The sequence below is a fragment of the Streptomyces thermoalcalitolerans genome (assembly GCF_039525155.1).
Lineage (GTDB): Bacteria > Actinomycetota > Actinomycetes > Streptomycetales > Streptomycetaceae > Streptomyces > Streptomyces thermovulgaris.
This window is the reverse complement of the sequence record NZ_BAAAHG010000013.1, coordinates 62,200-83,735: the sequence shown is the minus strand read 5'-3', so window position 1 is coordinate 83,735 and position 21,536 is coordinate 62,200. Positions and strand designations below refer to the sequence as shown.

Genomic DNA, 21,536 nt, shown 5'->3' with positions numbered 1-21,536 from the left:
GTCATGGGTGCGGACTCCTCACGGGTGCGGAACGGGTGCGGAAGGGGAGGCCGGCGGCGGGGTCACAGGCTCAGCTCCGGATGCAGCCGGTTCAGCGTCCACACCTGCCGGCGGCGGGCCGCCAGCGCGGTCAGTGCGAGCGCGGCCGCCGTGAAGCCCGTCAGCACCGCACAGGCCGGCCACACCGGGCCGAGGTCGCCGCCCGTGATCAGTCTGCGCAGGGCGTCGACGACGTGGCTCATCGGCAGGAAGGGGTGGATCGCGTTGAAGAAGCCCGGACTGGTCTGCACGGGGTACGTGCCGCCCGCGGAGGTCAGCTGGAGCATCAGCAGGGCGAGGACCAGGATCCGGCCCGCCGGCCCGAAGCGGGCGTTGAGCCACTGGATGATCGCCCCGAAGCACGCCGCCACCAGGAACAGGAAGGCGATCGTGCCTCCCGCGCGCGCCATCTCCAGCCCGACCGCCCAGTGCAGCACCGCCATCAGGGCCGCCGTCTGCAGCACGCCGATCGCCGCCACCGGCAGCCAGCCGGCCAGCGCGATCCGCCAGGAGGAGGCGCCCACGGCGAGGGCGCGCCGGTTCAGCGGCGGAATCAGCATGTACGCCACCATGGCGCCCACCCACAGCGACAGCGGGATGAAGTACGGGGCGAACCCGGTGCCGTAGTTCGGTGCGTGGTGCAGGGACCGGGAGGCCAGCTGGACCGGGTCGGCCATGACAGCGGTGCGCCGGTCGCGGTCCTCCTTGTCGTAGTCGGGGATCCGTTCGGCGCCGTCGTGCAGCCCTCCGGCGAGCTTGCCGGAGCCGTCGACCAGCTTGTACAGGCCGCCCTTGAGATCGATGGCACCCGTCTCGAGCCTGCCGACGCCCTTGTCGAGGTCGGTTGCCCCGGTACCGGCCGTGCCGATGCCGACGCGCAGCTTCTTCGCGCCCTCGGCGACCTTGGCGGCGCCCTCGTTCAGCTCGTTGATCTTCCGGACGGCCTCGTCGAGGTCCTCCGACAGATGCGGCGCGCGGTCGGCGAGCGCCCGGGCCCGCTTCTCCAGAGTGGCCAGCCGGGCGTCGAGGTTCTTCAGGTTGCCGCTGTTGTCCGCGATCAGTGTGCTGACGTCGTCGGCGGTCCTCACGACGGTGGCGGCGGCCTCCTTGGCCTGTTTCAGGTCCGCGCAGGCGTCGTCCGGCGTCTCCGGGTCGTCACAGCGCCGGGCGTGGACGTCGTTCAGGGCGGTGGAGGCGGAGCGGGCGTCCTCGGCGGTCTTCGGTGCCTGTTCGACCAGGGTGTCGAGGGTGCGGCGGATCGTCCGGGCCGTGTCGGCGACCAGCCGGGCGGAGTCGCCGATCGACTTCTCGTTGTTCTTGAGGAACGGGCCCACCGTGCCGTCGAGTGCGTTGATCTTCTCGGCCAGCTTCTGTGTGCCGTCGGCGACCTGCCGTGAGCCGCTCTCCAGGGCGCTCGCCCCGGTGTGGAGCCTGGTCAGCCCCTTGGACAGCTCCGACGAGCCCTTCTTGGCCCTGGTCAGGCCGTCGGCGAGGTCCTTGGAGCCCTGCTCGGCCCTGCCGATGCCGCCCTTGAGCCGGTCGGCGCCGTCGGCGGCCTCGGCCGTCTTGTCGTGGATGTCGGAGAACGACACGAAGATCTTGTCCAGGTAGGACCGGGAGGCCCGGGTGGACGCGGCGGTGCGCACCTCGCTGAACACCGTCCGCGCGATCTGCCCGACGACGTAGTTGTTGGCGTCGTTCGTGTGGACCTGGAGCGCGCTGGCCTCGGGGGAGTCGCCCGCACTGGAGGCGATCCGCCGGCTGAAGTCGGCCGGCATGGTCAGCGACAGGTAGTACGTGCCGTCCTCCAGGCCCCGGCGGGCCTCGGCGGCACTCACCTCGTGCCAGTCGAAGACCTTGCTCTTGAGCAGTTCCCGGGTGAGGTCGTCGCCGGCCGTGATCCTGCGGCCGTCGGCGGTGGCGCCCCGGTCGTCGTTCACCAGGGCGACGGGGATGCGGTCGAGGCGGCCGTACGGGTCCCAGAAGGACCACAGGTACAGCGCCCCGTACAGCAGCGGCAGCACCAGCAGGGCGACCAGGGCGGCGCGCGGCAGCCTGCCGCGGCCGAAGCGCCTCAGCTCAAGAACGGCCAGCTTCGGCGAGCGCATCGGCCTTCTCCTCGTTCTTCGTCCGGTTCTTCGTCGGGTTCTTCGTCGGGTTCTTCGTCCGGTCGCGCGGTTCGTCGGTGGCGGGGCCGCCGGCAGCGGGGTTGTCGGTGGCGGAGCCGTCGGTGGTGGAACCGTCAGCAGTGGGGCCGTCAGCAGTGGGGCCGTCAGCAGTGGGGCCGTCAGCGGTGCGGCCGTCCTCGGCCGGGCTGCCGCTGTCCGGGCTGTCGTCGGCCGTCGTGGCGGGGGAGCCGGCTGAGGACCCCGCGGAGGACTCCGAGGAGGGCTTGACGGAGGAACCCGTGGAGGGGGCGGCCGAGGGCTTGGCCGGCGAGGACGCGGCGGAGGGCTTGGCGGAGGACCCGGTGGAGACGACCACCGCACCCTCCGGTGCCTGGCTGCACGCCGCGAGCACGGTCGTCCCGGACGCACTGATCGACCGCAGCCGCTCCCAGACGGCGGCCCGCTCGGCGTCCGACAGCTTGAGGTCGGTGTCGTCGACGGCGAGCAGCCGCGGCCGGGACATCAGCGCCAGGGCGATCGACAGGCACAGCTCCTGCGGGCGCTCCAGATCGCGGACGGCGGTGCGGTCGCCCTTGGGTAGGGCCGCGAGGTCGAGACCGGCGGCGTCGAGCGCCGTGCCGATCAGCTGCCTCGTCTCGGCCCGGCGCCCGGCCCGGGGCCGCAGCAGGCCGCGCAGCGAGCCGTTGAACCGGCGCTGGAGCAGCGCCCGCTCGCGCAGATGCTCGCCGACGGTCAGGGCCGGCTCGAGGTCGGTGACACCGGCGACATGGGCGAGCGCGGTGACACGGCGCAGGGCGGACATGCGGCGGGGCAGCTCGAACTCGCCCACGCGGGCCGTCCCCGCCGTGGGCCGCATCCGCCCGGTGAGCGCGAGCAGCAGACAGGTGCGGCCGGAACCGGACGGGCCCTCCACCGCGATCAGCGCACCGGGCTCCGCGTCGAGGTCGATGCCGCGGAAGGCCCAGCCGCGGGGCCCGCGCAGCCCGAAGTCGCGAGCGGTGACGCCGAGGCCGTGTGCCGTGGGGTCGTGCACGGCGTGTCCTCTCCTTTTTGAACTGACTGGTCAGTGCAAAACGTATACCGCTCTGGTGATCGAGGCAAAAGGCCAGGTCAGAAGGGATTGTCAGTGCCATATCCCACGATGAGCGCATACGGCGCTCGTGCCGTCGTCCAGACGACAGGAGGTTCGTCATGGCTCACTCGTCCGCAGGCGCCGCGCGCCGGCGCCGTGCCGCCGGCCCCGTCCCCTCACCGACCGGACCGGCGAGCGACGTGCACCCCGTCCTGCGCCGGGCCACGGCGCCGCCCGCCGCCCTCGATCTGCTCGCCCGGGCCCGTGCGGGCCTGGAGGAGGCCATGGCCCTGCGGACCCCGAACGAGCGATACGCGACGGCCCACCTCGCCGCCCTGCGCACCGCCGCCGCCGTGCTCGCCGCGCGGGGACGCCCGGAGACCACCCCGCGGCAGCGGGCACGCATCAGGAGCGCCTGGGAGGTGCTCCCCGAGATCGCGCCCGAACTCGCCGAGTGGAGCGCGCTGTTCGCCGCGGGCGCCGAGCGCCGCGCCCGGGCCGAGGCCGGCATCCGGGGCGCGGTCGGCCCGCGCGACGCCGACGACCTGATACGCGACGTGGCGATGTTCATCCGCCTCGTCGAGCGCCTGCTCGCCCTCCAGCCGTCCCTGCCCCGGCCCCGCCGGGACACCGGTGCGACGGGCGAGCCGGGGATCTCCCGCCGCGGGACCCGGGACCCGCACGGGCTGCCGGACGCGGGCTGACGAACACGGGCTGACGGACGCGGGCTGACGGACGAGGACACAGCCGTACGGCGGCTGCCGCCGCGGCGGCGGTCACGGCCGCGACGACCTGCGGCGCCGAGCGGGTGGGGCGGGCGCGGGAGGCGGCCGGGAGGCAATAGGGTGGAAGGCGCCTGAAGCCCTTCCGGTTCCTGTGCCGGGCGGGAAGGGAAGACCGATCGCTCCGCCGTGCAAGAGGCGGTGCCGCGCCGAGGAGTCAACTGCCGTGTCGGACCCGATGCGCCCCCGCGCTTCTCTCCGTACCGCCGTGGTCTGGGAGGTCCTGAGGGACGCCCTGGACCGCCGGGTCAAGGCCGCGGGCCGGGAGTCCCTGGACGTCCTCGACACCGGCGGCGGCAGCGGCAACTTCGCCGTGCCCCTCGCCCGTCTCGGCCACCGGGTCACCGTCGTCGACCCCAGCCCCAACGCCCTGTTCGCGCTGGAGCGCCGTGCGGCCGAGGCCGGTGTGGCCGACCGGGTCCGGGGCGTGCAGGGCGACGCCCACGGCCTCTTCGACGTGGTCGAGCGCGGCGGCTACGACGCCGTGCTGTGCCACGGCGTCCTGGAGTACGTCGACGATCCCGCCGAGGGCGTGCGCAACGCGGTCGCCGCCCTGCGCGCCGAGGGCTTTCTCAGCCTGCTCGCCGCCGGGCTCGGCGGCGCCGTGCTCGCCCGCGCCCTGGCCGGCCACTTCACGGAGGCCAGGCACGCGCTCGACGATCCCCACGGACGCTGGGGCGAGGGCGACCCGGTGCCGCGCCGCTTCACCGCCGACCAGCTCACCGCCCTCGTGGAGGGCGCGGGACTGGTCGTCGGCTCGGTGCACGGCGTACGGGTCTTCGCCGACCTGGTGCCCGGTGTGCTCGTGGACACCGAGCCCGGAGCGCTGGACGCCCTGCTGAAGCTGGAGGAGGCGGCGGCGGAGCTGCCCGCCTTCCACTCGGTGGCCACACAGCTGCATGTGCTCGGCGAGACCCGGGACGCCGCCGGGGGCTGAGCCGGTCCGGGAGCGGGCCGCCGGACGCCGTCCTGCCGGGCGCGGAGTACGCCGCAGGCCCCCCGGACAACGGCTTTGCGCCGTATGATCGAAGGGGACCGCCCGGCATGACGGGTCGGCCGCCGGGGAATGGAAGCCTCAGCGGGCCAGGCCCGGCATGGCGGGTTCCGGTTGTCAATTGGCGCAGAGGGGCGGGTTTCACGGGGGCGATTCCCTGCCTATCCTGAAGGGACCCCCCGGGTCGCCACCCGGCGACTGCACGATGAGGAGGACTCCGTGCCGCTCTCGGAGCACGAGCAGCGCATGCTCGAGCAGATGGAGCGAGCGCTGTACGCAGAAGATCCCAAGTTCGCGTCGGCGCTCGAGGGAAACGGGCTGCGGACGTACACCCGGCGGCGGGTCTACCAGGCAGTCGTGGGCTTCCTCGTGGGTATCGCGCTCCTCATGGCAGGAATGGTCGCCCAGCAGATCTGGGTCAGTGTGGTGGGCTTCCTGGTCATGCTGGGCTGCGCCGTGCTGGCCGTGACCAGCTGGCGCAAGGCCCCCAAGCCGGGCGAGCAGATCATCGGCGGTCCGAACGCCCGCCAGGCCCGGCCGAAGCGCTCCATGATGGACCGCATCGAACAGCGCTGGCAGCGCCGCCGCGACGAGCAGGGCGGCCACTAGAGCCTCTCGTAGAGCCTCTCACGCGCATCAGCCCGCAGGACCGTGCCGCAGGCTCCGGCGCGCTCTCCCGGGCTTCTGTGAGCACAGGGCCGCGCCGTCTCCACCCACCTGGGCGAGAGCCGGGCATCTTTTTCCGCTTTTTTCCGTGCCCCGGCCGGGGCAGGCCCTGACCCGCCTATCACCCTTGACTCCGACGAGGGGGTGACCACCGACGGTGGTCACCCCCTCACGCATGTCCGGACAGCCCTCTCCGCACGGCTGCGCATGTCTGCACATGTCCTCTGCGCATGTCCGGGGAACCCTCCCCGGCGCCGCCCGGCCGGCTCAGCCCCGCTGCCCCGACGGCCTGCGCAGGGACGGCCGGAGGGCGGCGAGGCGGGAGCGGATCCGGAAGCGGAGCGCGGCCCACCGGGCCGAGGCCGACCAGACCAGGCGCATGGCCGAGCGGGGGGCGAGCACGGCCCGCAGCCGGGTGCCGCGGGACGCCGTGCTCCGCAGGGCCCCGGTGACCCGGCGGACGTCCTCGGCGAGCCCCGCCACCGGGCGCGGGCGCGGCGCGTACAGCACCTGCTCCACGGCGCTCGCCAGGCGGTGCACCGCGGCCGCGGAGTCCGGGTCGAGGCGCCCGAGACGCACGATCCGGGCGGCGGCCTTGCGCGGAGTCTGCGACTCGTCCGGCAGGATCCCGAAGTCCCAGGCCGTGTCCGTCAGTTCCTCCCAGACCCCCAGGACGTGCGGCGCCACGTCCGCCTCGCCGCGCCCGTGCGCGCCCAGCCGGACGGAACGCATCCGCCGGCGCCACAGCAGCGGGGACAGCGGCAGGACGGCGGCCGCCAGGCCGCCGAGCGCCCATCCCAGGACCGCGTACCACTTCGGGCCGTCGCCACCGGAGGGCGGCACGGCCTGCGCGGACGGGACCCCGCACTCCCGCAGCCGCATCAGCTCCGGCGGACAGCTCCGGTTCGCCGAGGGCGCCGCGGAAGGCTCCGTGCTCTCCTCCTGGGACGACTCCTCGGGGTTCGGCAGGCTGGTGCCCGGGGCCTCCGGCCGGGTGTACGACGGCACGGTGCCGCGCGTCGGAGTCGGCTCGAACCGGGTCCAGCCGACCCCCTCGAAGTACAGCTCGGGCCAGGCGTGCGCGTCCCTCAGCCCCACCGCCACCGTGCCGTCGCTCTGCGGGGAGCCGGGCGCGAAGCCCACCGCGACCCGGGCCGGTATGCCCAGCGTGCGGGCCATCGCGGCCATCGCGAAGGAGAAGTGCACGCAGAAGCCCTGCTTGTTCTCCAGGAACCGCGAGATGGCCTGCGGCCCGCTGCCCGTCTCGACCTGCGTGTCGTACTGGAAGCCGCCGTCGACGGCGAACCAGTCCTGCAGCTTGACCGCCCGCTCGTAGGAGTTCGAGGCGCCCTCGGTGACCCGGCGGGCGGTCCGCGCCACGTCCGCCGGCAGCGACTCGGGCACCTTGGTGTACTCGCGCCTCAGGGCCGGCGGCGGAGCGGGCGCGGTCGCGAGCTGCTCCGCCGTCGGCTGCAGCTGAAGGCTCTTCACCTGGTAGGTCAGTCCGCGGGTGTTCTGCCCGTGGTCGCCGACGAGGGTCATGCCCACCGGTTCGTAGCGCCAGTCGCCCTTGATGCGCACGCCACGCGGCGGGTACGGCATCGGCAGCCAGTCCTGGGCGTACCAGTCGGCCGTCGCGATGGTGGTGGTGATCTCCCTGCGCCTGACGTCGCCGCTCAGGCCGACCGGGGCGGGGAACGGGTCGGGCACGCCGACGATGCGCCGCTGGGACGGTTTCCAGGTGGCGCCGTCGAAGTCGTCCAGGGACACGATCCGCACATACAGGTCCGCGATGTCGGACGTGTCCGTGCGCAGGCTCATGACCGTGCGGTTCTCCTCGACGTTCAGGCTGTCGCGCAGCGACACCAGCGGGTTCACCGCGGAGATCGTGCCGCCGCCTCCGCCGCGCGTGCCGACTCCGGTGCCGGCGGCGTCCAGCAGCCCGCCCCGCATGGCCGGCAGGACGGCCGGCACGGCCAGGGCGATGCCCAGGACGAGCACGCCGATCCGGCGCCCGGTGCGCACCGGCGCGGTCACCCCGGCCGCTCTGCCCCCCGGGGGCGCCGCCCCGGCGAACACCCGCCCCCACTGCGAGACCCGGTCCCGGCCCTCGGCCAGCAGCAGCATCAGATAGCCGGCGGCGGCGACCAGGAACCACAGCCAGTCGGTGCCGCCCTCGGACAGGCCCGCGGCCACGGAGTACAGGGCGAGCAGCGGCAGCCCCGCGGGGGCCACGCTGCGGAACGTCACCGCCAGGGTGTCCACGAGCAGCCCGATCAGCAGCACCCCGCCGACGAGCAGCAGCCGGATGCCGTCGGTCAGCGGCGCCGGAGTGGCGTACCGGCCGACGTCGTCCGCGCCCTGCCGCAGCAGCTCGGCCAGGCGCCCGGAGGACTCCGGGCCGGGCACCAGCCCGGCGAGGGCCTGCTCCCGGGCGAAGACCAGGGTCAGCAGCATCAGCGCGACCAGGGTCTGCGCCGCCGTGGTCAGCGGCCGTGCCAGCGGTATCCGCCGGGCCACCACGCCGACGCCCGACTGCACCGCCAGCATCAGCGCGACCTGCACGAGCCAGGTCGCGGACGACACCAGCGGCAGCAGCGCGCACGCCGTCATCACCGTGGCCGCCGCGGCGCACCACGCCAGCCGCGCCCGCCCGCTCATGACCACCCCTCCCGCTCACCCGTACGGCTCGGCCCCGCCGGCTCCCCGCAGGGCCGCCCGCGCCCCGCGCCCAGAGCGGCCCGGGTCCCTGTGGCGCTCATGACCATCCCCCGCCCAAGGCCGTGCCGCTCGTCGCGCCGAGGACCGTGCGCTCGTGCTCCGCCTGGCGCCACACCTCGTCCAGCGCCGCGCCGCGGGGCACGGCGACGGCCGTCCAGCCGGCCTCGCGCAGAAGGCGCAGACGTTCCTCGGCGGGGTCGGCCTGGGTGAGGGCGGCGGCCGGGTCGCGGGACCAGGTCGCGCCGGACAGGACGAAGGCGACCGCCGCGCCGCTGTGCCGGCGCATCCGGGCGACCACCGCGGCCTGGACCTCGTCCAGGTCGCCGAGGAAGGCGACCAGCAGTCCCTCCCTGCCGCCCTGCGGGCCGCCCTGCAGCGCGTCGTGGGCGCGGGACAGGCCCGCCCCGTCCGAGTGGTCGATCACGGCGAGGGCGTCCAGCAGCAGACCGGCCGTGTCCGCCGACTCCTGGCCGGCTCCCGTGAAACCGTCGGAGGCCCCGTCGGGCACCAGGCTGCCGGTGTCGGTCAGCAGCCGCACCGAGTAGCCCCGCTCCAGCATGTGCACCAGGACGGAGGCCGCACCGGACACGGCCCACTCGAAGGCCGAGTCGGGGCCGGAGTCCCGGTAGGCGAGCTCCCGGGTGTCGAGCAGCACCGTGCAGCGGGCACGCTGCGGCTGCTCCTCGCGGCGCACCATCAGCTCGCCGTGGCGCGCGGTGGAGCGCCAGTGCACCCGGCGCAGGTCGTCGCCGTAGCGGTACCCGCGCGGGATGATGTCGTCCTCGCCGGCCAGCGCCGGCGAGCGCTGCCGTCCGTCGCCGTACCCCCTGGCCTCGCCGCTCAGCCGCACCGGTGCCAGCGGCTCCACGCGCGGCACGACGGTGAGGGTGTCGTGGGCCGAGAAGGACCGGGTCAGCTCGCACATTCCGAACGGATCGGTCAGACGCAGCTGCAGCGGGCCCAGCGGATAGCGGCCCCGCAGGTCGGAACGGACCCGGTAGGACACCTCGCGGCGCCCGCCCGGCTCGACCCGGTCGAGCACGAAGCGGGGCCGAGGCCCGAGCACGTACGCCACCCGGTCCTCGAGCATCAGCAGCCCCGTGGGCAGCCGGGAGACGTTGTCCACGCGCAGGTGCACACGGGCCTCGCCGCCGGCGGGCACGCGTGCGGGGGAGAGCCGCCGGCTGCCGGCCACCTGGTGGCGGGTGCGGTACAGCACGGTCGCGCAGACCAGCGGGAGGGCGGCGAGCAGCAGACCGATCCGCAGCAGGTCGAGCTGGCCGAGAACGTAGGCGCAGAGGGCGGCGGCGATCCCGGCGGCCAGGAAGGAGCGTCCCCGGGTGGTCAGGCCGGCCAGCGCGGTGCGGACACCGCCCCGCCCCTGTTGGCCGTTCTCCGCGTGCGCGGCCCCCGCGTGGGTCATCACGGCCTCCGGGGCGTGTGCCGGTCGTACGCCGGGGCGCCGCGGCCCGGGCCGGAGCCGCCGGTCTGCCGGGGCCCCGCGGGCACCGGGGTGTTCTGCAGGATCTCCTGGACGACCTGCTCGGCGGTACGGCGGTTGAGCTGGGCCTGGGCGGTGGGCAGCAGCCGGTGGGCCAGAACGGCCACGGCGAGCGCCTGGACGTCGTCCGGAAGCGCGTACTCCCGGCCGTTCAGCGCGGCGGACGCCTTCGCCGCGCGCAGCAGGTGCAGGGTCGCGCGCGGCGAGGCGCCGAGTCTGAGGTCCGGGTGGGTGCGGGTGGCGGCGACCAGGTCCACCACATAGCGCCGCACCGGCTCGGCGACGTGCACCTCGCGCACCGCCTCGATCAGCTTGGCGATCTCGTGTGCGTGCGCCACCGGCTGGAGGTCGTCCAGGGGGTTCACCCCGCCGTGCACGTCCAGCATCCGCAACTCGGCGTCCGGGCTCGGGTAGCCGATGGACACCCGGGCCATGAACCGGTCGCGCTGGGCCTCGGGCAGCGGGTAGGTGCCCTCCATCTCGACCGGGTTCTGCGTGGCCACCACCATGAACGGGGTGGGCAGTTCATAGGTCTGCCCGTCGATGGTGACCTGCCGTTCCTCCATGGACTCCAGCAGGGCCGACTGGGTCTTGGGCGAGGCGCGGTTGATCTCGTCGCCGATCACGATCTGTGCGAAGACGGCGCCCGGCTTGAACTCGAAGTCCCGGCGCTGCTGGTCCCAGATGGACACACCGGTGATGTCCGAGGGCAGCAGGTCGGGAGTGAACTGGATGCGCCGCACCGAACAGTCGATGGACCGTGCCAGCGCCTTGGCGAGCATCGTCTTGCCCACTCCGGGAACGTCCTCGATCAGAAGATGTCCCTCGGCGAGCAGTACGGTCAGCGAAAGCCGTACGACCTCGGGCTTGCCCTCGATCACTTTCTCCACCGAACTGCGCACCCGCTCCACGGTGGACGTCAGATCGTCCCCCGCTCCCGACTCCGCTCGAGCGGGGGCACCCCCCTGGCTCGCCCGCGCGTCATAGGTCGTCACCCGGCCCTCCTCGGCCTTTCCCCACGCCCTCTGCCGAGCAGGGGTACCCCGAAAGCTTTCCGGGCCGGCTCCCCACTGCGCGGCCCGGCCCGCTCCACGTCACGGCCACCCCGCGAACGGGTTCCGCGGGCGGCCACATCCCGCATTCTTGCCGCCGTTACCGATTCGTGTCACTCGTCTCCGGACAACTGGCCGCGACAAGTCGGCTCTTATGGCCTTTTGCCGGTGACGAGGACATGGCGTGCACCGGACGTCCGGGCGCGGTGGCGGTCAGGCGGGGTCGATCTCGCGCAGCAGGCCCGTTCTGACGTCGAAGACGAAGCCGCGCACATCGTCGGTGTACGGCAGGAACGGCGAGGTGCGCACGCGCTGCATCGACTGCCGCACGTCCTGGTCGACGTCCCGGAAGGCCTCCACGGCCCAGGCCGGACGCTGTCCGACCTCCATCTCCAGCTCGTGGCGGAAGTCCTCGGTGAGGGACTCCAGACCGCAGTTGGTGTGGTGGATGAGCACGACGCTGCGGGTGCCGAGGGCGCGCTGGCTGATGGTCAGCGAGCGGATGACGTCGTCGGTGACCACACCGCCCGCGTTGCGGATGGTGTGACAGTCGCCGAGCTCCAGGCCGAGCGCGGCGTGCAGATCGAGGCGGGCGTCCATGCAGGCCACGATCGCGACGCGCAGCACGGGCCGGGCGTCCATCCCCGGGTCGGTGAACGCCGCGGCATAGCGCAGGTTGGCCTCCACGAGACGGTCGGTGACCGTGCCTGCCGCCATGTCCTCCATGGCGTCCTCGTCCCTGGGAGGGACCGGTGCGGATGTCGTCATAGGCACGACGTTACTGGCCGCGCTCGTTGTGGTCCTGTTGTGAGATGCGGACAAAGAATCCCAACATGGCTGGTTGTGAGTGACCCCACACAGACGGAAAATTCCATCCGCACGGGTGAATCTCCGTGAATTCCGGTGTCACCGGCACTCTGTCGTGCGACGCGCAGGCCGATTGATTGACCGCGAGACAGGGTGGACTAAAGTGACGCGAAGCGGGAGGCGTGGTTCTTCCTGCTGGACTGCATTTTCCAGGGCCCCGGTCCGAGTGCCGGCGGTCCGACACGTGCGCGGCGCGTACGTACGGCTCGGCCCTCCTCCCGCTTCCGGTCGGCCGACGCTTCCGGCGCCGGCAGGCTTTTCGTACCTGAGCGGCGGGGGACCCGGCGGTGCGTGCGGGATGCGCCGAAGCTGAGAGGGTCCCGAAAAAATGAATGGGCGCGAAGCGCTTCCGCACAAGGGCGGCGACGGGCGACGGGGGAACGGCGGCTGGCACGTTCCCGTGATGCTCCAGCGGTGCCTGGAGCTGCTGGCGCCCGCGCTCCAGGAGCCGGGAGCGGTGGTCGTCGACTGCACCCTCGGCCTCGGAGGGCACAGCGAGGCGCTGCTCACCCGCTTCCCCGGAGTGCGGCTCGTGGCCCTGGACCGGGACAAGGAGGCGCTGCGGCTGTCCGGCGAGCGGCTGGCCCCCTTCGGCGAGCGGGCCACCCTGGTGCACGCCGTCTACGACGAGCTGCCCGATGTGCTCGGCCGGCTGGGCATCGCGCGCGTGCGGGGCGTCCTGTTCGACCTCGGGGTCTCCTCCATGCAACTGGACGAGGCCGGGCGCGGCTTCGCCTACGCCCAGGACGCGCCCCTGGACATGCGCATGGACCAGAGCACCGGCATCAGCGCCGCCGAGGTCCTCAACACCTACCCGCCCGGTGAACTGGTGCGCATTCTGCGGACGTACGGCGAGGAGAAGCAGGCCAAGCGGATCGTGGCCGCGATCGTGCGCGAACGGGAGAAGGAGCCGATCACCCGCAGCGCCCGGCTGGTGGAGCTCATCCGTGACGCGCTGCCGCAGGCCGCCAAGCGCACCGGCGGCAACCCGGCCAAGCGCACCTTCCAGGCGCTGCGCATCGAGGTCAACGGCGAACTCGCCGCTCTGGAACGGGCGATCCCGGCCGCGGTGAAGGCACTCGAAGTCGGCGGCCGGATCGCCGTACTGTCGTACCACTCGCTCGAAGACCGCCTGGTCAAGCAGGTGTTGGCAGCCGGTGCCACGTCGAGTGCGCCCCCCGGGCTCCCGGTCGTGCCCGAGCGTTACCAGCCCCGGCTCAAGCTGCTCACGCGCGGTGCCGAACTTCCCACCGAGGAGGAGATCGCCGAGAACCGCAGAGCGGCACCGGCCCGGCTGCGCGCCGCCGAGCGCATCAGGGAGGACGTCGAGTGAGGCAGGGGGACCAGTGAGCAGAAAGCCCGAACTGAGGGGGCGCGCCGCCCGGCTCGCCCGGCTCTTTCCGGCGCACCGCAACCAGGCCGCCCGCACGCCCTTCGTCCTTCTGGTCGTCCTTCTGCTCGGCGGAGGCCTCATCGCGCTGCTGATGCTGAACTCCGCGCTCAGCGAGGGCGCGTTCCGGCGGGAGGACCTGCGCAAGGAGACCAAGAACCTCACCGACGAGGAGCAGGCCCTGCAGCGGGACATCGACGCCTACTCCGCCCCGGACGCCCTCCAGCGCCGCGCGCAGGAACTCGGCATGGTCCCCGGCGGAGACCCCGTCTTCCTGTCTCCCGACGGCACGGTGAGGGGTGTCCCCTCGCCCGCCCAGGCCCCGGCCCCCCAGGCCGACGCACCGGCGGTGCCGCTCGCGCCCGAGGCCCTCACCACGCCGTACCCCGCACCCGGTGCCCTCGCGGACACCGCGCCGCCCACCGGCGCGGCCACGCTCCCCCCCTCCCCCTTGTCGTCCCCCTTGCCGTCCTCTTTGTCGCCCTCCCCCCTCTCGTCTCCCGCGTCCCCTCCCACGCCTCTCGCGTCTCCTTCGTCCCCCTCGTCTTTCTCGTCTCTCTCGTCTCTCTCGTCCCTCTCCCACCCCTCCATGCCCCCGACCACCCCCGGCAGGTGACGGAAGTGTCCGACAGGCAGACTCCGCGTCGTCGTGTGCCCGGGCCCGCCAGGCCCGCCCGGCCGGGGAGCCCGGCGGATCGCCGGCCGGGGGACCGGCGGCCGGCACCCGGGCGGATCCGGCTCGGCAACCCCCGGCCGCGGCTGCGGATGGTCGGGGTCGCGCTGACCCTGGTGCTGCTCGTCTTCGCCGCGCGGCTGCTGCAGGTGCAGGTGATCGACGCGAGCGCGTATGCCGCCAAGGCCGACGAGAACCGGTACGTGGTGCACACCCTGGCCGCCGAGCGGGGCGGCATCACCGACCGCAACGGGGTCGCGCTGGCGACCAGTGTGGACGCCGACGACATCACCGCCGACCCGACGATGTTCACCCGGGAGCAGCTGGAGATCGACGACGGGCCCGAGCAGGCGGCCGCCCTCCTCGCCCCGATCCTCGGGCAGGACCAGGCCACGATCGCCAGGAAGCTCCGCACCCGGAACACCCGGTACGTGCTGCTCGCCCGCCGCCAGGCCCCGCAGGTCTGGAAGCAGATCAAGGACCTGAAGACCGCGCTCGCGAAGAAGGCCCGGACGGACAGGACCAAGAGCACGGTCAACGTCCTCGCCGGCGTCTTCTCCGAACCCAGCAGCAAGCGCGTGTACCCCAACGGCGACCTCGCCGCCGGGGTGCTGGGCTGGGTCAACGCCGAGGGCAAGGGCGGCGGCGGTCTGGAGCAGCAGCTGAACGAGCAACTGGCCGGCAAGCCGGGCAAGATCCGCTATGCCCAGTCCGGCGGCCGCGAGGTGCCCACCGCCGGCTCCACCGAGACACCCGCGGTGCCCGGCTCCGACGTGGTGCTCACCATCGACCGCGACATCCAGTGGGCCGCCCAGCACGCCATCACCGAGCAGGTCAGGAAGTCCGGGGCGGACCGCGGCTACGTCATCGTGCAGGACACCCGCACCGGCGAGATCCTCGCCATGGCCAATTCCCCCGGCTTCGACCCCAACGACCTGTCCCGCGCCGACCCGGCCGCCCTCGGCAACGCCGCCGTCCAGGACGCCTTCGAGCCCGGCTCCACCGCCAAGGTCGTCTCCATGGCCGCCGTGCTGGAGGAGAAGGCGGCCACGCCGCTCACCCACGTCGTCGTGCCCAACCGGCTGCACCGCGGCGACCGGCTCTTCCAGGACGACGTCGACCACGAGACCTGGTACCTCACGCTGAACGGCGTGCTCGCCAAGTCCAGCAACATCGGCACCATCCTGGCCACCGGCCAGCTCGGCAAGACCCAGCAGGAGGCCAACAAGGTCCTCTACTCCTACCTGCGCAAGTTCGGCATCGGCGAGCCGACCGGCCTCGGCTTCCCCGGCGAGACCAGGGGCATCCTCGCCCCGCCCGACAAGTGGTCCACCTCGCAGCAGTACACGATTCCTTTCGGCCAGGGTGTCTCCATCAACGCCCTGCAGGCCGCGTCCGTCTACTCGACCATCGCTAACGGCGGGGTCCGCGTCCAGCCGTCCCTGGTGCGCGGCACCAGGGACGCCGACGGCCGCTTCACCCCGGCCCCCGAGCCGGAGAGGAAGCGGGTCGTGAGCGAGAAGACGGCGAAGGAACTCGCGCAGATGCTGGAGTCCGTGGTGGACGACGAGCAGGGCACCGGCGTCAAGGCACGCATCCCCGGCTACCGCGTCGCGGGCAAGACCGGTACCGCCAACCGTGTGGATCCGGCCACCGGCAGATACCGTGGCTACACCTCCTCCTTCGCCGGATTCGCCCCCGCCGACAAACCCCGCATCACCGTCTACTGCGCGATCCAGAACGCCACCCGGGGCAGCTACTTCGGCGGCCAGATCTGCGGCCCGATCTACAAGGAGGTCATGGCGTTCGCGCTGAAGACGCTCCAGGTGCCGCCGACCGGGACCAAGCCCGCGAACCTGCCCGTCGAATTCAAGCCATGACCGGCGCCCGCCGCCCCCACGTCCCCTCCCCCTCCCCTCCACACCCGGCATCACCCGAACGGAAGACCCAGGAACCAGCCGTGACAACGATCACCTCCGGCCCCGGCGACAGCCTCCCGCTCCGGCCCTCACTTCGCTCCGAGGCAGGTACGCCGGGTACGCTCACGGCCGTGCCACACGCTGATCAGTCCCAGACCACCGACAAAGGCGCTTCCGTGACGCATCCGGGACCGCCGAGACCGGCCCGGGTCTCCGCCACACCTCTCGCGGAGCTCGCCGGTCAGCTGGGGGTCGCCGCCCCGGACGGCGCGGTCGAGGTCACGGGCATCACCCATGACTCGCGCGCCGTACGCCCCAAAGACCTGTACGCCGCCCTGCCCGGAGCCCGCACGCACGGCGCCGACTTCGTCGCACAGGCGGTGAGTCTGGGCGCGGCCGCCGTGCTCACGGACCCCTCCGGCGCCGAGCGCGCCGCCGCGACCGGACTGCCGGTCCTGGTCGTGGACGACCCGCGCGGACGGATGGGCGAGCTGGCGGCCACGGTCTACGGCCGGCCGGGCCGCGACCTGCTCCAGATCGGCATCACCGGCACCTCCGGCAAGACCACCACCGCCTACCTCGTCGAGGGCGGCCTGAGGACCGCGAAGTCCACCGGACTGATCGGTACGGTCGAGACACGCATCGGCGAGGAGCGCATCAAGTCCGAGCGCACCACCCCCGAGGCCACCGATCTCCAGGCCCTGTTCGCGGTCATGCGCGAGCGCGGTGTCGAGGCGGTCGCCATGGAGGTCTCCAGCCACGCCCTGGTGCTCGGCCGGGTCGACGGCTGCGTCTTCGACGTCGCCGTCTTCACCAACCTCAGCCCGGAGCACATGGAGTTCCACTCCGGCATGGAGGACTACTTCCGGGCCAAGGCCCAGCTGTTCACCCCCGAACGCAGCAGGCTCGGCGTGATCAACCTCGACGACGAGTACGGGCGCCGGCTCGCCGAGGAGGCCACCGTCCCGGTCGTCACCTTCTCGGCCGAGGGCCACCCGGACGCCGACTGGCGCGCCGAGGACGTCCGGACCGGCCCGGTCGACTCCACGTTCACGGTGGTCGGCCCCGAGGGCCGGAGGATCAGCGCCCGCTCGCCGCTGCCGGGCCCGTTCAACGTGGCCAACACCCTCGCCGCCGTCGTGGCGCTCGCCGCCGCGGGCCTCGACCCGCAGGCCGCCGCCGAGGGCGTCGCCGCCGTGCCGGGCGTCCCGGGCCGCCTGGACCGCGTGGACGCCGGACAGCCGTATCTCGCGGTCGTCGACTACGCGCACAAGACGGACGCCGTCGAGTCGGTCCTCAAGGCCCTGCGCAAGGTCACCAAGGGCCGGGTGCACCTCGTGCTCGGCTGCGGCGGGGACCGCGACCGGAGCAAGCGCGCGCCGATGGGCGCCGCCGCGGCCCGGTTCGCCGACACCGCCGTGCTGACCTCCGACAACCCCCGCTCCGAGGACCCTCTTGCCATTCTCGCCGCCATGCTCGAGGGCGCCGCCTCGGTGCCCGCGCACGAGCGCGGCGAGGTGCTCCTGTTCGAGGACCGGGCCGCCGCCATCGCCGCCGCCGTCGCCCGGGCCCGGCCCGGCGACACCGTGCTGGTCGCCGGCAAGGGCCACGAGCAGGGCCAGGACATCGCCGGAGTGGTCCGTCCCTTCGACGACCGCCAGGTGCTTCGCGAAGCCATCCAGAACACCCAGGGATGAACCTCCGTCACCACCCGGGGACGAGAATCCTGAAGGCCCAGGGATGAAAATCCAGAAGACCAGGGGATGAACTTGTGATCGCCCTCTCCCTCGCCGAGATCGCAGAAGTCGTCGGCGGGCAGATGCACGACATACCGGATCCGTCCGTGAGCGTCACCGGACCCGTCGTCCGGGACTCCCGCGAGGCGGCACCCGGCAGCCTCTTCGTCGCCTTCGTCGGCGAACGTGTGGACGGCCACGACTTCGCCGGCGCCGCCGTCGAGGCGGGCGCGGCCGCCGTACTGGCGTCCCGGCCCGTCGGCGTGCCCGCGATCGTGGTCGAGGACGTGCAGACCGCCCTCGGCGCCCTCGCCCGCCATGTCGTGCGCCGGCTCGGTGCGACCCTCGTGGCGCTGACCGGCTCCGCGGGCAAGACCAGCACCAAGGACCTCATCGCCCAGGTGCTCCGGCGCAAGGCGCCGACCGTGTTCACACCGGGCTCGCTCAACAACGAGATCGGGCTGCCGCTGACCGCGCTGAGCGCCACCGAGGAGACGGGATTCCTCGTGCTGGAGATGGGCGCCCGCGGCATCGGCCACATCCGCTACCTCACCGGACTGACCCCGCCGAAGGTGGGCGTCGTGCTCAACGTCGGCAGCGCCCACATCGGCGAGTTCGGCGGCCGCGAGCAGATCGCCCGGGCGAAGGGCGAGCTGGTGGAGAGCCTGCCGTCCGCCGAGGAGGGCGGTGCCGCGGTCCTCAACGCCGACGACCCCCTGGTGCGGGCCATGGCCTCCCGTACGAAGGCGAAGGTGATCCTTTTCGGAGAGTCCGGCGAAGCGGACGTACGCGCCGAGAACGTGAGACTCACGGACAGCGGGCAGCCCGTCTTCCGGCTTCATACACCCTCCGGTGCATGTGATGTGACCATGCGCCTGTACGGTGAGCATCACGTGTCGAACGCGCTCGCCGCGGCCGCCGTCGCCCACGAGCTGGGCATGTCCGCGGAAGAGATCGCCACCGCGCTCTCCGAGGCGGGCTCTCTCTCCCGCTGGCGGATGGAGGTCACCGAGCGCCCGGACGGCGTGACCGTCGTCAACGACGCCTACAACGCCAACCCGGAGTCCATGCGGGCCGCCCTGCGCGCGCTCGCGGCGATGGGCCGGGGACGGCGGACCTGGGCGGTGCTCGGCAAGATGGCCGAGCTCGGGGACGAGGCGCTCGCCGAGCACGACGCGGTCGGGCGGCTCGCCGTCCGGCTCAACGTCAGCAAGCTCGTCGCAGTTGGGGGCAGGGAAGCGTCCTGGCTGCAACTGGGCGCATATAACGAGGGTTCGTGGGGTGAGGAGTCGGTGCACGTGTCCGACGCACAGGCGGCGATCGACCTGTTGCGCAGCGAGGTACGGCCGGGGGACGTCGTACTCGTGAAGGCGTCCCGTTCGGTCGGTCTGGAGAGCGTCGCCCAGGCGCTGCTCGAGGCCGGTGCCGAGGGTGAGGTTGCCGCCCGATGATGAAGCAGATCCTGTTCGCGGGTGTCATTGGCCTCTTCCTGACTCTGATCGGCACTCCGCTGCTGATCAAGCTCCTGGCCCGCAAGGGCTACGGTCAGTACATCCGTGACGACGGCCCGCGTGAGCACGCCAGCAAGCGCGGTACACCGACCATGGGCGGCATCGCCTTCATCCTGGCGACGGTCGCCGCGTACTTCCTGTCGAAGGTGATCACGGGCAAGCCCCCGACCTACACGGGTCTGCTGGTGCTGGGCCTGATGGTCGGCATGGGACTGGTCGGCTTCCTCGACGACTTCATCAAGATCGTCAAGCGTCGTTCGCTGGGCCTGCGGGCCAAGGCGAAGATGGCCGGCCAGCTGATCTTCGGTGTCGTCTTCGCGGTGCTCGCGCTGCAGTTCCCGGACAACCGCGGCAACACCCCCGCCTCCACCAAGCTGTCGTTCATCACCGACTTCGGCTGGTCGATCGGCCCGGTGCTATTCGTGGTCTGGGCGCTGTTCATGATCCTGGCGATGTCGAACGGCGTGAACCTCACCGACGGTCTGGACGGTCTGGCCACCGGTGCCTCGGTGCTCGTCTTCGGCGCCTACACGTTCATCGGCGTCTGGCAGTACCAGGAGTCCTGCGCCAACGCGCAGACGCTGACCAACCCGGGCGCCTGCTACGAGGTGCGCGACCCGCTCGACCTCGCGGTCGTCTCCTCCGCGCTGATGGGTGCCTGCCTCGGCTTCCTGTGGTGGAACACCTCGCCCGCCAAGATCTTCATGGGCGACACCGGCTCGCTCGCGCTCGGCGGTGTGCTCGCGGGCCTGGCGATCTGCTCGCGCACCGAGCTGCTGCTCGCGCTGCTGGGCGGCCTGTTCGTCCTCATCACCATGTCGGTGATCATCCAGGTCGGCTCCTTCCGGCTCACCGGCAAGCGCGTCTTCCGGATGGCGCCGCTCCAGCACCACTTCGAACTCAAGGGCTGGTCCGAAGTGCTCGTCGTGGTCCGTTTCTGGATCATTCAGGGCATCTGTGTCATTGTCGGACTCGGTATCTTCTACGCGGGATGGGCAGCTGACAAGTGACCGACTGGCAGGGGAAGAACGTCACCGTCGCCGGACTCGGGGTCTCCGGGGTCCCGGCGGCCAAGGTCCTCAGCGGCCTCGGAGCGAAGGTCACCGTCGTCGACGACGGTGACGACGAGCGGGCCCGGACGCAGGCCGCGGAGCTGGAGGCACTGGGTGTCGCCGTGCGCCTGGGCGACGGTGACACCCTGCCCGACGGCACCGAGCTGATCGTCACCGCGCCCGGCTGGAGGCCGGACAAGCCGCTGTTCCTCGCCGCCGGGCGGGCCGGCGTCCCCGTCTGGGGCGACGTCGAACTCGCCTGGCGGCTGCGCGGCCGGGACGGCCGGGAAGCCGCCCCCTGGCTCGCCGTCACCGGCACCAACGGCAAGACCACGACCGTGCGGATGCTCGCCTCCGTCCTGGAGGCGGCGGGTCTGCGCACGGCCGCGGTCGGCAACATCGGCGTCTCCCTGCTGGACGCCGTCCTCGGCGAGGAGCAGTACGACGTCCTCGCCGTCGAACTCTCCAGCTACCAGCTGCACTGGGCGCCCTCCGTGCGCGCCCACTCCGCCGCCGTCCTCAACCTCGCCCCGGACCACCTCGACTGGCACGGCTCCATGGAGGCCTACGCCGCCGACAAGGGGCGCGTCTACGAGGGCAACCGCGTCGCCTGCGTCTACAACGCCGCCGACAAGGCCACCGAGGACCTGGTGCGCGAGGCGGACGTCGTGGAGGGCTGCCGGGCCGTCGGCTTCACCCTGGGCACCCCCGCCCCCTCCCAACTCGGCGTCGTGGACGGCATCCTGGTCGACCGTGCCTTCGTCGAGAACCGGCACAGGAACGCCCAGGAGCTGGCGGAGATCTCCGACATCGGCGCGTCGGCCGCCCTTCAGCCCTTTGGGGAAGGCGCTCCGGGCGCTCGTTCCGTCGCCCCGCACAACGTCGCCAACGCCCTTGCCGCGGCGGCCCTCGCCCGCGCCTACGGCGTGCCGGCGAAGGCGGTCCGGGACGGTCTGCGGGCCTTCACCCCCGACGCCCACCGCATCGCGCACGTGGCCGATGTGGACGGCGTGGCCTACGTCGACGACTCCAAGGCCACCAACACCCATGCCGCCCAGGCCTCGTTGGCGTCGTACGAGTCGATCGTGTGGATCGCGGGCGGTCTGGCGAAGGGCGCGACCTTCGACGAACTGGTCGCGAAAGCGGCGAAGCGGCTGCGCGGTGTCGTCCTCATCGGCGCCGACCGCGCCCTGATCCGCGACGCCCTCGCGCGACACGCCCCGGAAGTACCCGTCGTCGACCTCGACCGGACCGACACTGGGGCGATGCTCCAGGCCGTCCAGGAGGCGCGGCGGCTGGCACGGCCCGGTGACACGGTCCTGCTGGCCCCGGCCTGCGCCTCCATGGACATGTTCGCCAACTACATCAAGCGCGGCGAGGCGTTCGCCCGGGCTGTGTCCGAACTCGGTGCCTGACCCCGGCCGCCTGCGCC

16 protein-coding genes are annotated in these 21,536 nt (G+C 72.7%); 10 read left to right on the top strand and 6 right to left on the bottom strand.

Annotated elements, in window-relative coordinates; all coding sequences use genetic code 11:
• Window positions 1–62: 62 nt before the first annotated feature.
• On the bottom strand, window positions 63–2,147 hold the full coding sequence (locus ABD224_RS10830) for a YhgE/Pip family protein (protein WP_344049200.1): 2,085 nt from the start codon (window positions 2,145–2,147) through the stop codon (window positions 63–65).
• Entirely contained in the window at window positions 2,119–3,201 is a 1,083-nt protein-coding gene (locus tag ABD224_RS10825; RefSeq protein ID WP_344049199.1) for an ATP-binding cassette domain-containing protein, read from the bottom strand. Before ABD224_RS10825 ends, ABD224_RS10830 begins: the two co-directional genes overlap by 29 nt.
• A gap of 158 nt (window positions 3,202–3,359) precedes the next feature.
• Between ABD224_RS10825 and ABD224_RS10820 the strand changes: the two genes are divergently transcribed.
• The 3 genes from ABD224_RS10820 to ABD224_RS10810 all read left to right on the top strand — a co-directional run bounded on the left by ABD224_RS10820 (window position 3,360) and on the right by ABD224_RS10810 (window position 5,625).
• Complete coding sequence (locus ABD224_RS10820) at window positions 3,360–3,944, top strand: SAV_6107 family HEPN domain-containing protein (RefSeq protein WP_344049198.1); 585 nt, start codon at window positions 3,360–3,362, stop codon at window positions 3,942–3,944.
• Between the two features lie 244 nt (window positions 3,945–4,188).
• Window positions 4,189–4,959 carry a class I SAM-dependent methyltransferase gene (locus tag ABD224_RS10815; protein ID WP_344049197.1) on the top strand — a complete coding sequence of 257 codons (771 nt, stop codon included), beginning with the start codon at window positions 4,189–4,191 and terminating at the stop codon, window positions 4,957–4,959.
• 276 nt (window positions 4,960–5,235) lie between these two features.
• A complete protein-coding gene (locus ABD224_RS10810; RefSeq protein WP_344049196.1) occupies window positions 5,236–5,625 on the top strand; it encodes a DUF3040 domain-containing protein in 390 nt (129 codons plus the stop codon).
• Between the two features lie 324 nt (window positions 5,626–5,949).
• Here the strand turns inward: ABD224_RS10810 and ABD224_RS10805 are convergent, their stop codons facing one another.
• The 4 genes from ABD224_RS10805 to ABD224_RS10790 form a co-directional block, all read right to left on the bottom strand.
• Window positions 5,950–8,343 (bottom strand): transglutaminase TgpA family protein, encoded by a 2,394-nt coding sequence (locus ABD224_RS10805; protein WP_344049195.1) that lies wholly within the window; start codon window positions 8,341–8,343, stop codon window positions 5,950–5,952.
• Between the two features lie 97 nt (window positions 8,344–8,440).
• Entirely contained in the window at window positions 8,441–9,826 is a 1,386-nt protein-coding gene (locus ABD224_RS10800) for a DUF58 domain-containing protein (protein ID WP_344049194.1), read from the bottom strand.
• Entirely contained in the window at window positions 9,826–10,899 is a 1,074-nt protein-coding gene (locus ABD224_RS10795) for an AAA family ATPase (RefSeq protein WP_425580960.1), read from the bottom strand. Before ABD224_RS10795 ends, ABD224_RS10800 begins: the two co-directional genes overlap by 1 nt.
• Window positions 10,900–11,169: 270 nt before the next feature.
• Complete coding sequence (locus ABD224_RS10790; RefSeq protein WP_344049193.1) at window positions 11,170–11,724, bottom strand: beta-class carbonic anhydrase; 555 nt, start codon at window positions 11,722–11,724, stop codon at window positions 11,170–11,172.
• A 427-nt stretch (window positions 11,725–12,151) separates the two neighbouring features.
• Here ABD224_RS10790 and rsmH point away from each other — a divergent pair, with 427 nt between their 5' ends.
• The 7 genes from rsmH (at window position 12,152) to murD (ending at window position 21,519) form a co-directional block, all read left to right on the top strand.
• Entirely contained in the window at window positions 12,152–13,156 is a 1,005-nt protein-coding gene (gene rsmH / locus ABD224_RS10785; RefSeq protein WP_344049192.1) for a 16S rRNA (cytosine(1402)-N(4))-methyltransferase RsmH, read from the top strand.
• A gap of 13 nt (window positions 13,157–13,169) precedes the next feature.
• Window positions 13,170–13,829: a cell division protein FtsL gene (ftsL, locus tag ABD224_RS10780; protein ID WP_344049191.1), complete on the top strand. Its 660-nt coding sequence runs from the start codon at window positions 13,170–13,172 to the stop codon at window positions 13,827–13,829.
• A gap of 5 nt (window positions 13,830–13,834) precedes the next feature.
• The gene (locus ABD224_RS10775; protein ID WP_344049190.1) at window positions 13,835–15,766 is read left to right on the top strand and encodes a peptidoglycan D,D-transpeptidase FtsI family protein; all 1,932 of its coding nucleotides are present in this window, start codon (window positions 13,835–13,837) and stop codon (window positions 15,764–15,766) included.
• Window positions 15,767–15,981: 215 nt separating this feature from the next.
• A complete protein-coding gene (locus ABD224_RS10770) occupies window positions 15,982–17,502 on the top strand; it encodes a UDP-N-acetylmuramoyl-L-alanyl-D-glutamate--2,6-diaminopimelate ligase (protein WP_344049245.1) in 1,521 nt (506 codons plus the stop codon).
• Window positions 17,503–17,576: 74 nt separating this feature from the next.
• The gene (locus ABD224_RS10765; RefSeq protein ID WP_344049189.1) at window positions 17,577–18,992 is read left to right on the top strand and encodes a UDP-N-acetylmuramoyl-tripeptide--D-alanyl-D-alanine ligase; all 1,416 of its coding nucleotides are present in this window, start codon (window positions 17,577–17,579) and stop codon (window positions 18,990–18,992) included.
• Window positions 18,989–20,062 (top strand): phospho-N-acetylmuramoyl-pentapeptide-transferase, encoded by a 1,074-nt coding sequence (mraY, locus tag ABD224_RS10760; protein WP_344049188.1) that lies wholly within the window; start codon window positions 18,989–18,991, stop codon window positions 20,060–20,062. Before ABD224_RS10765 ends, mraY begins: the two co-directional genes overlap by 4 nt.
• Complete coding sequence (gene murD / locus ABD224_RS10755; protein ID WP_344049187.1) at window positions 20,059–21,519, top strand: UDP-N-acetylmuramoyl-L-alanine--D-glutamate ligase; 1,461 nt, start codon at window positions 20,059–20,061, stop codon at window positions 21,517–21,519. Before mraY ends, murD begins: the two co-directional genes overlap by 4 nt.
• Window positions 21,520–21,536 lie beyond the last annotated feature (17 nt).

Excerpts from the sequence above, each read along its gene's own strand:
- ABD224_RS10790 (WP_344049193.1), bottom strand. The coding sequence starts at position 11,724 with ATGACGACATCCGCACCGGTCCCTCCCAGGGACGAGGACGCCATGGAG.
- ABD224_RS10820 (WP_344049198.1), top strand. The coding sequence starts at position 3,360 with ATGGCTCACTCGTCCGCAGGCGCCGCGCGCCGGCGCCGTGCCGCCGGC.
- ABD224_RS10805 (WP_344049195.1), bottom strand. The coding sequence starts at position 8,343 with ATGAGCGGGCGGGCGCGGCTGGCGTGGTGCGCCGCGGCGGCCACGGTG.
- rsmH (WP_344049192.1), top strand. The coding sequence starts at position 12,152 with ATGAATGGGCGCGAAGCGCTTCCGCACAAGGGCGGCGACGGGCGACGG.
- mraY (WP_344049188.1), top strand. The coding sequence starts at position 18,989 with ATGATGAAGCAGATCCTGTTCGCGGGTGTCATTGGCCTCTTCCTGACT.
- ABD224_RS10800 (WP_344049194.1), bottom strand. The coding sequence starts at position 9,826 with ATGACCCACGCGGGGGCCGCGCACGCGGAGAACGGCCAACAGGGGCGG.
- ABD224_RS10830 (WP_344049200.1), bottom strand. The coding sequence starts at position 2,147 with ATGCGCTCGCCGAAGCTGGCCGTTCTTGAGCTGAGGCGCTTCGGCCGC.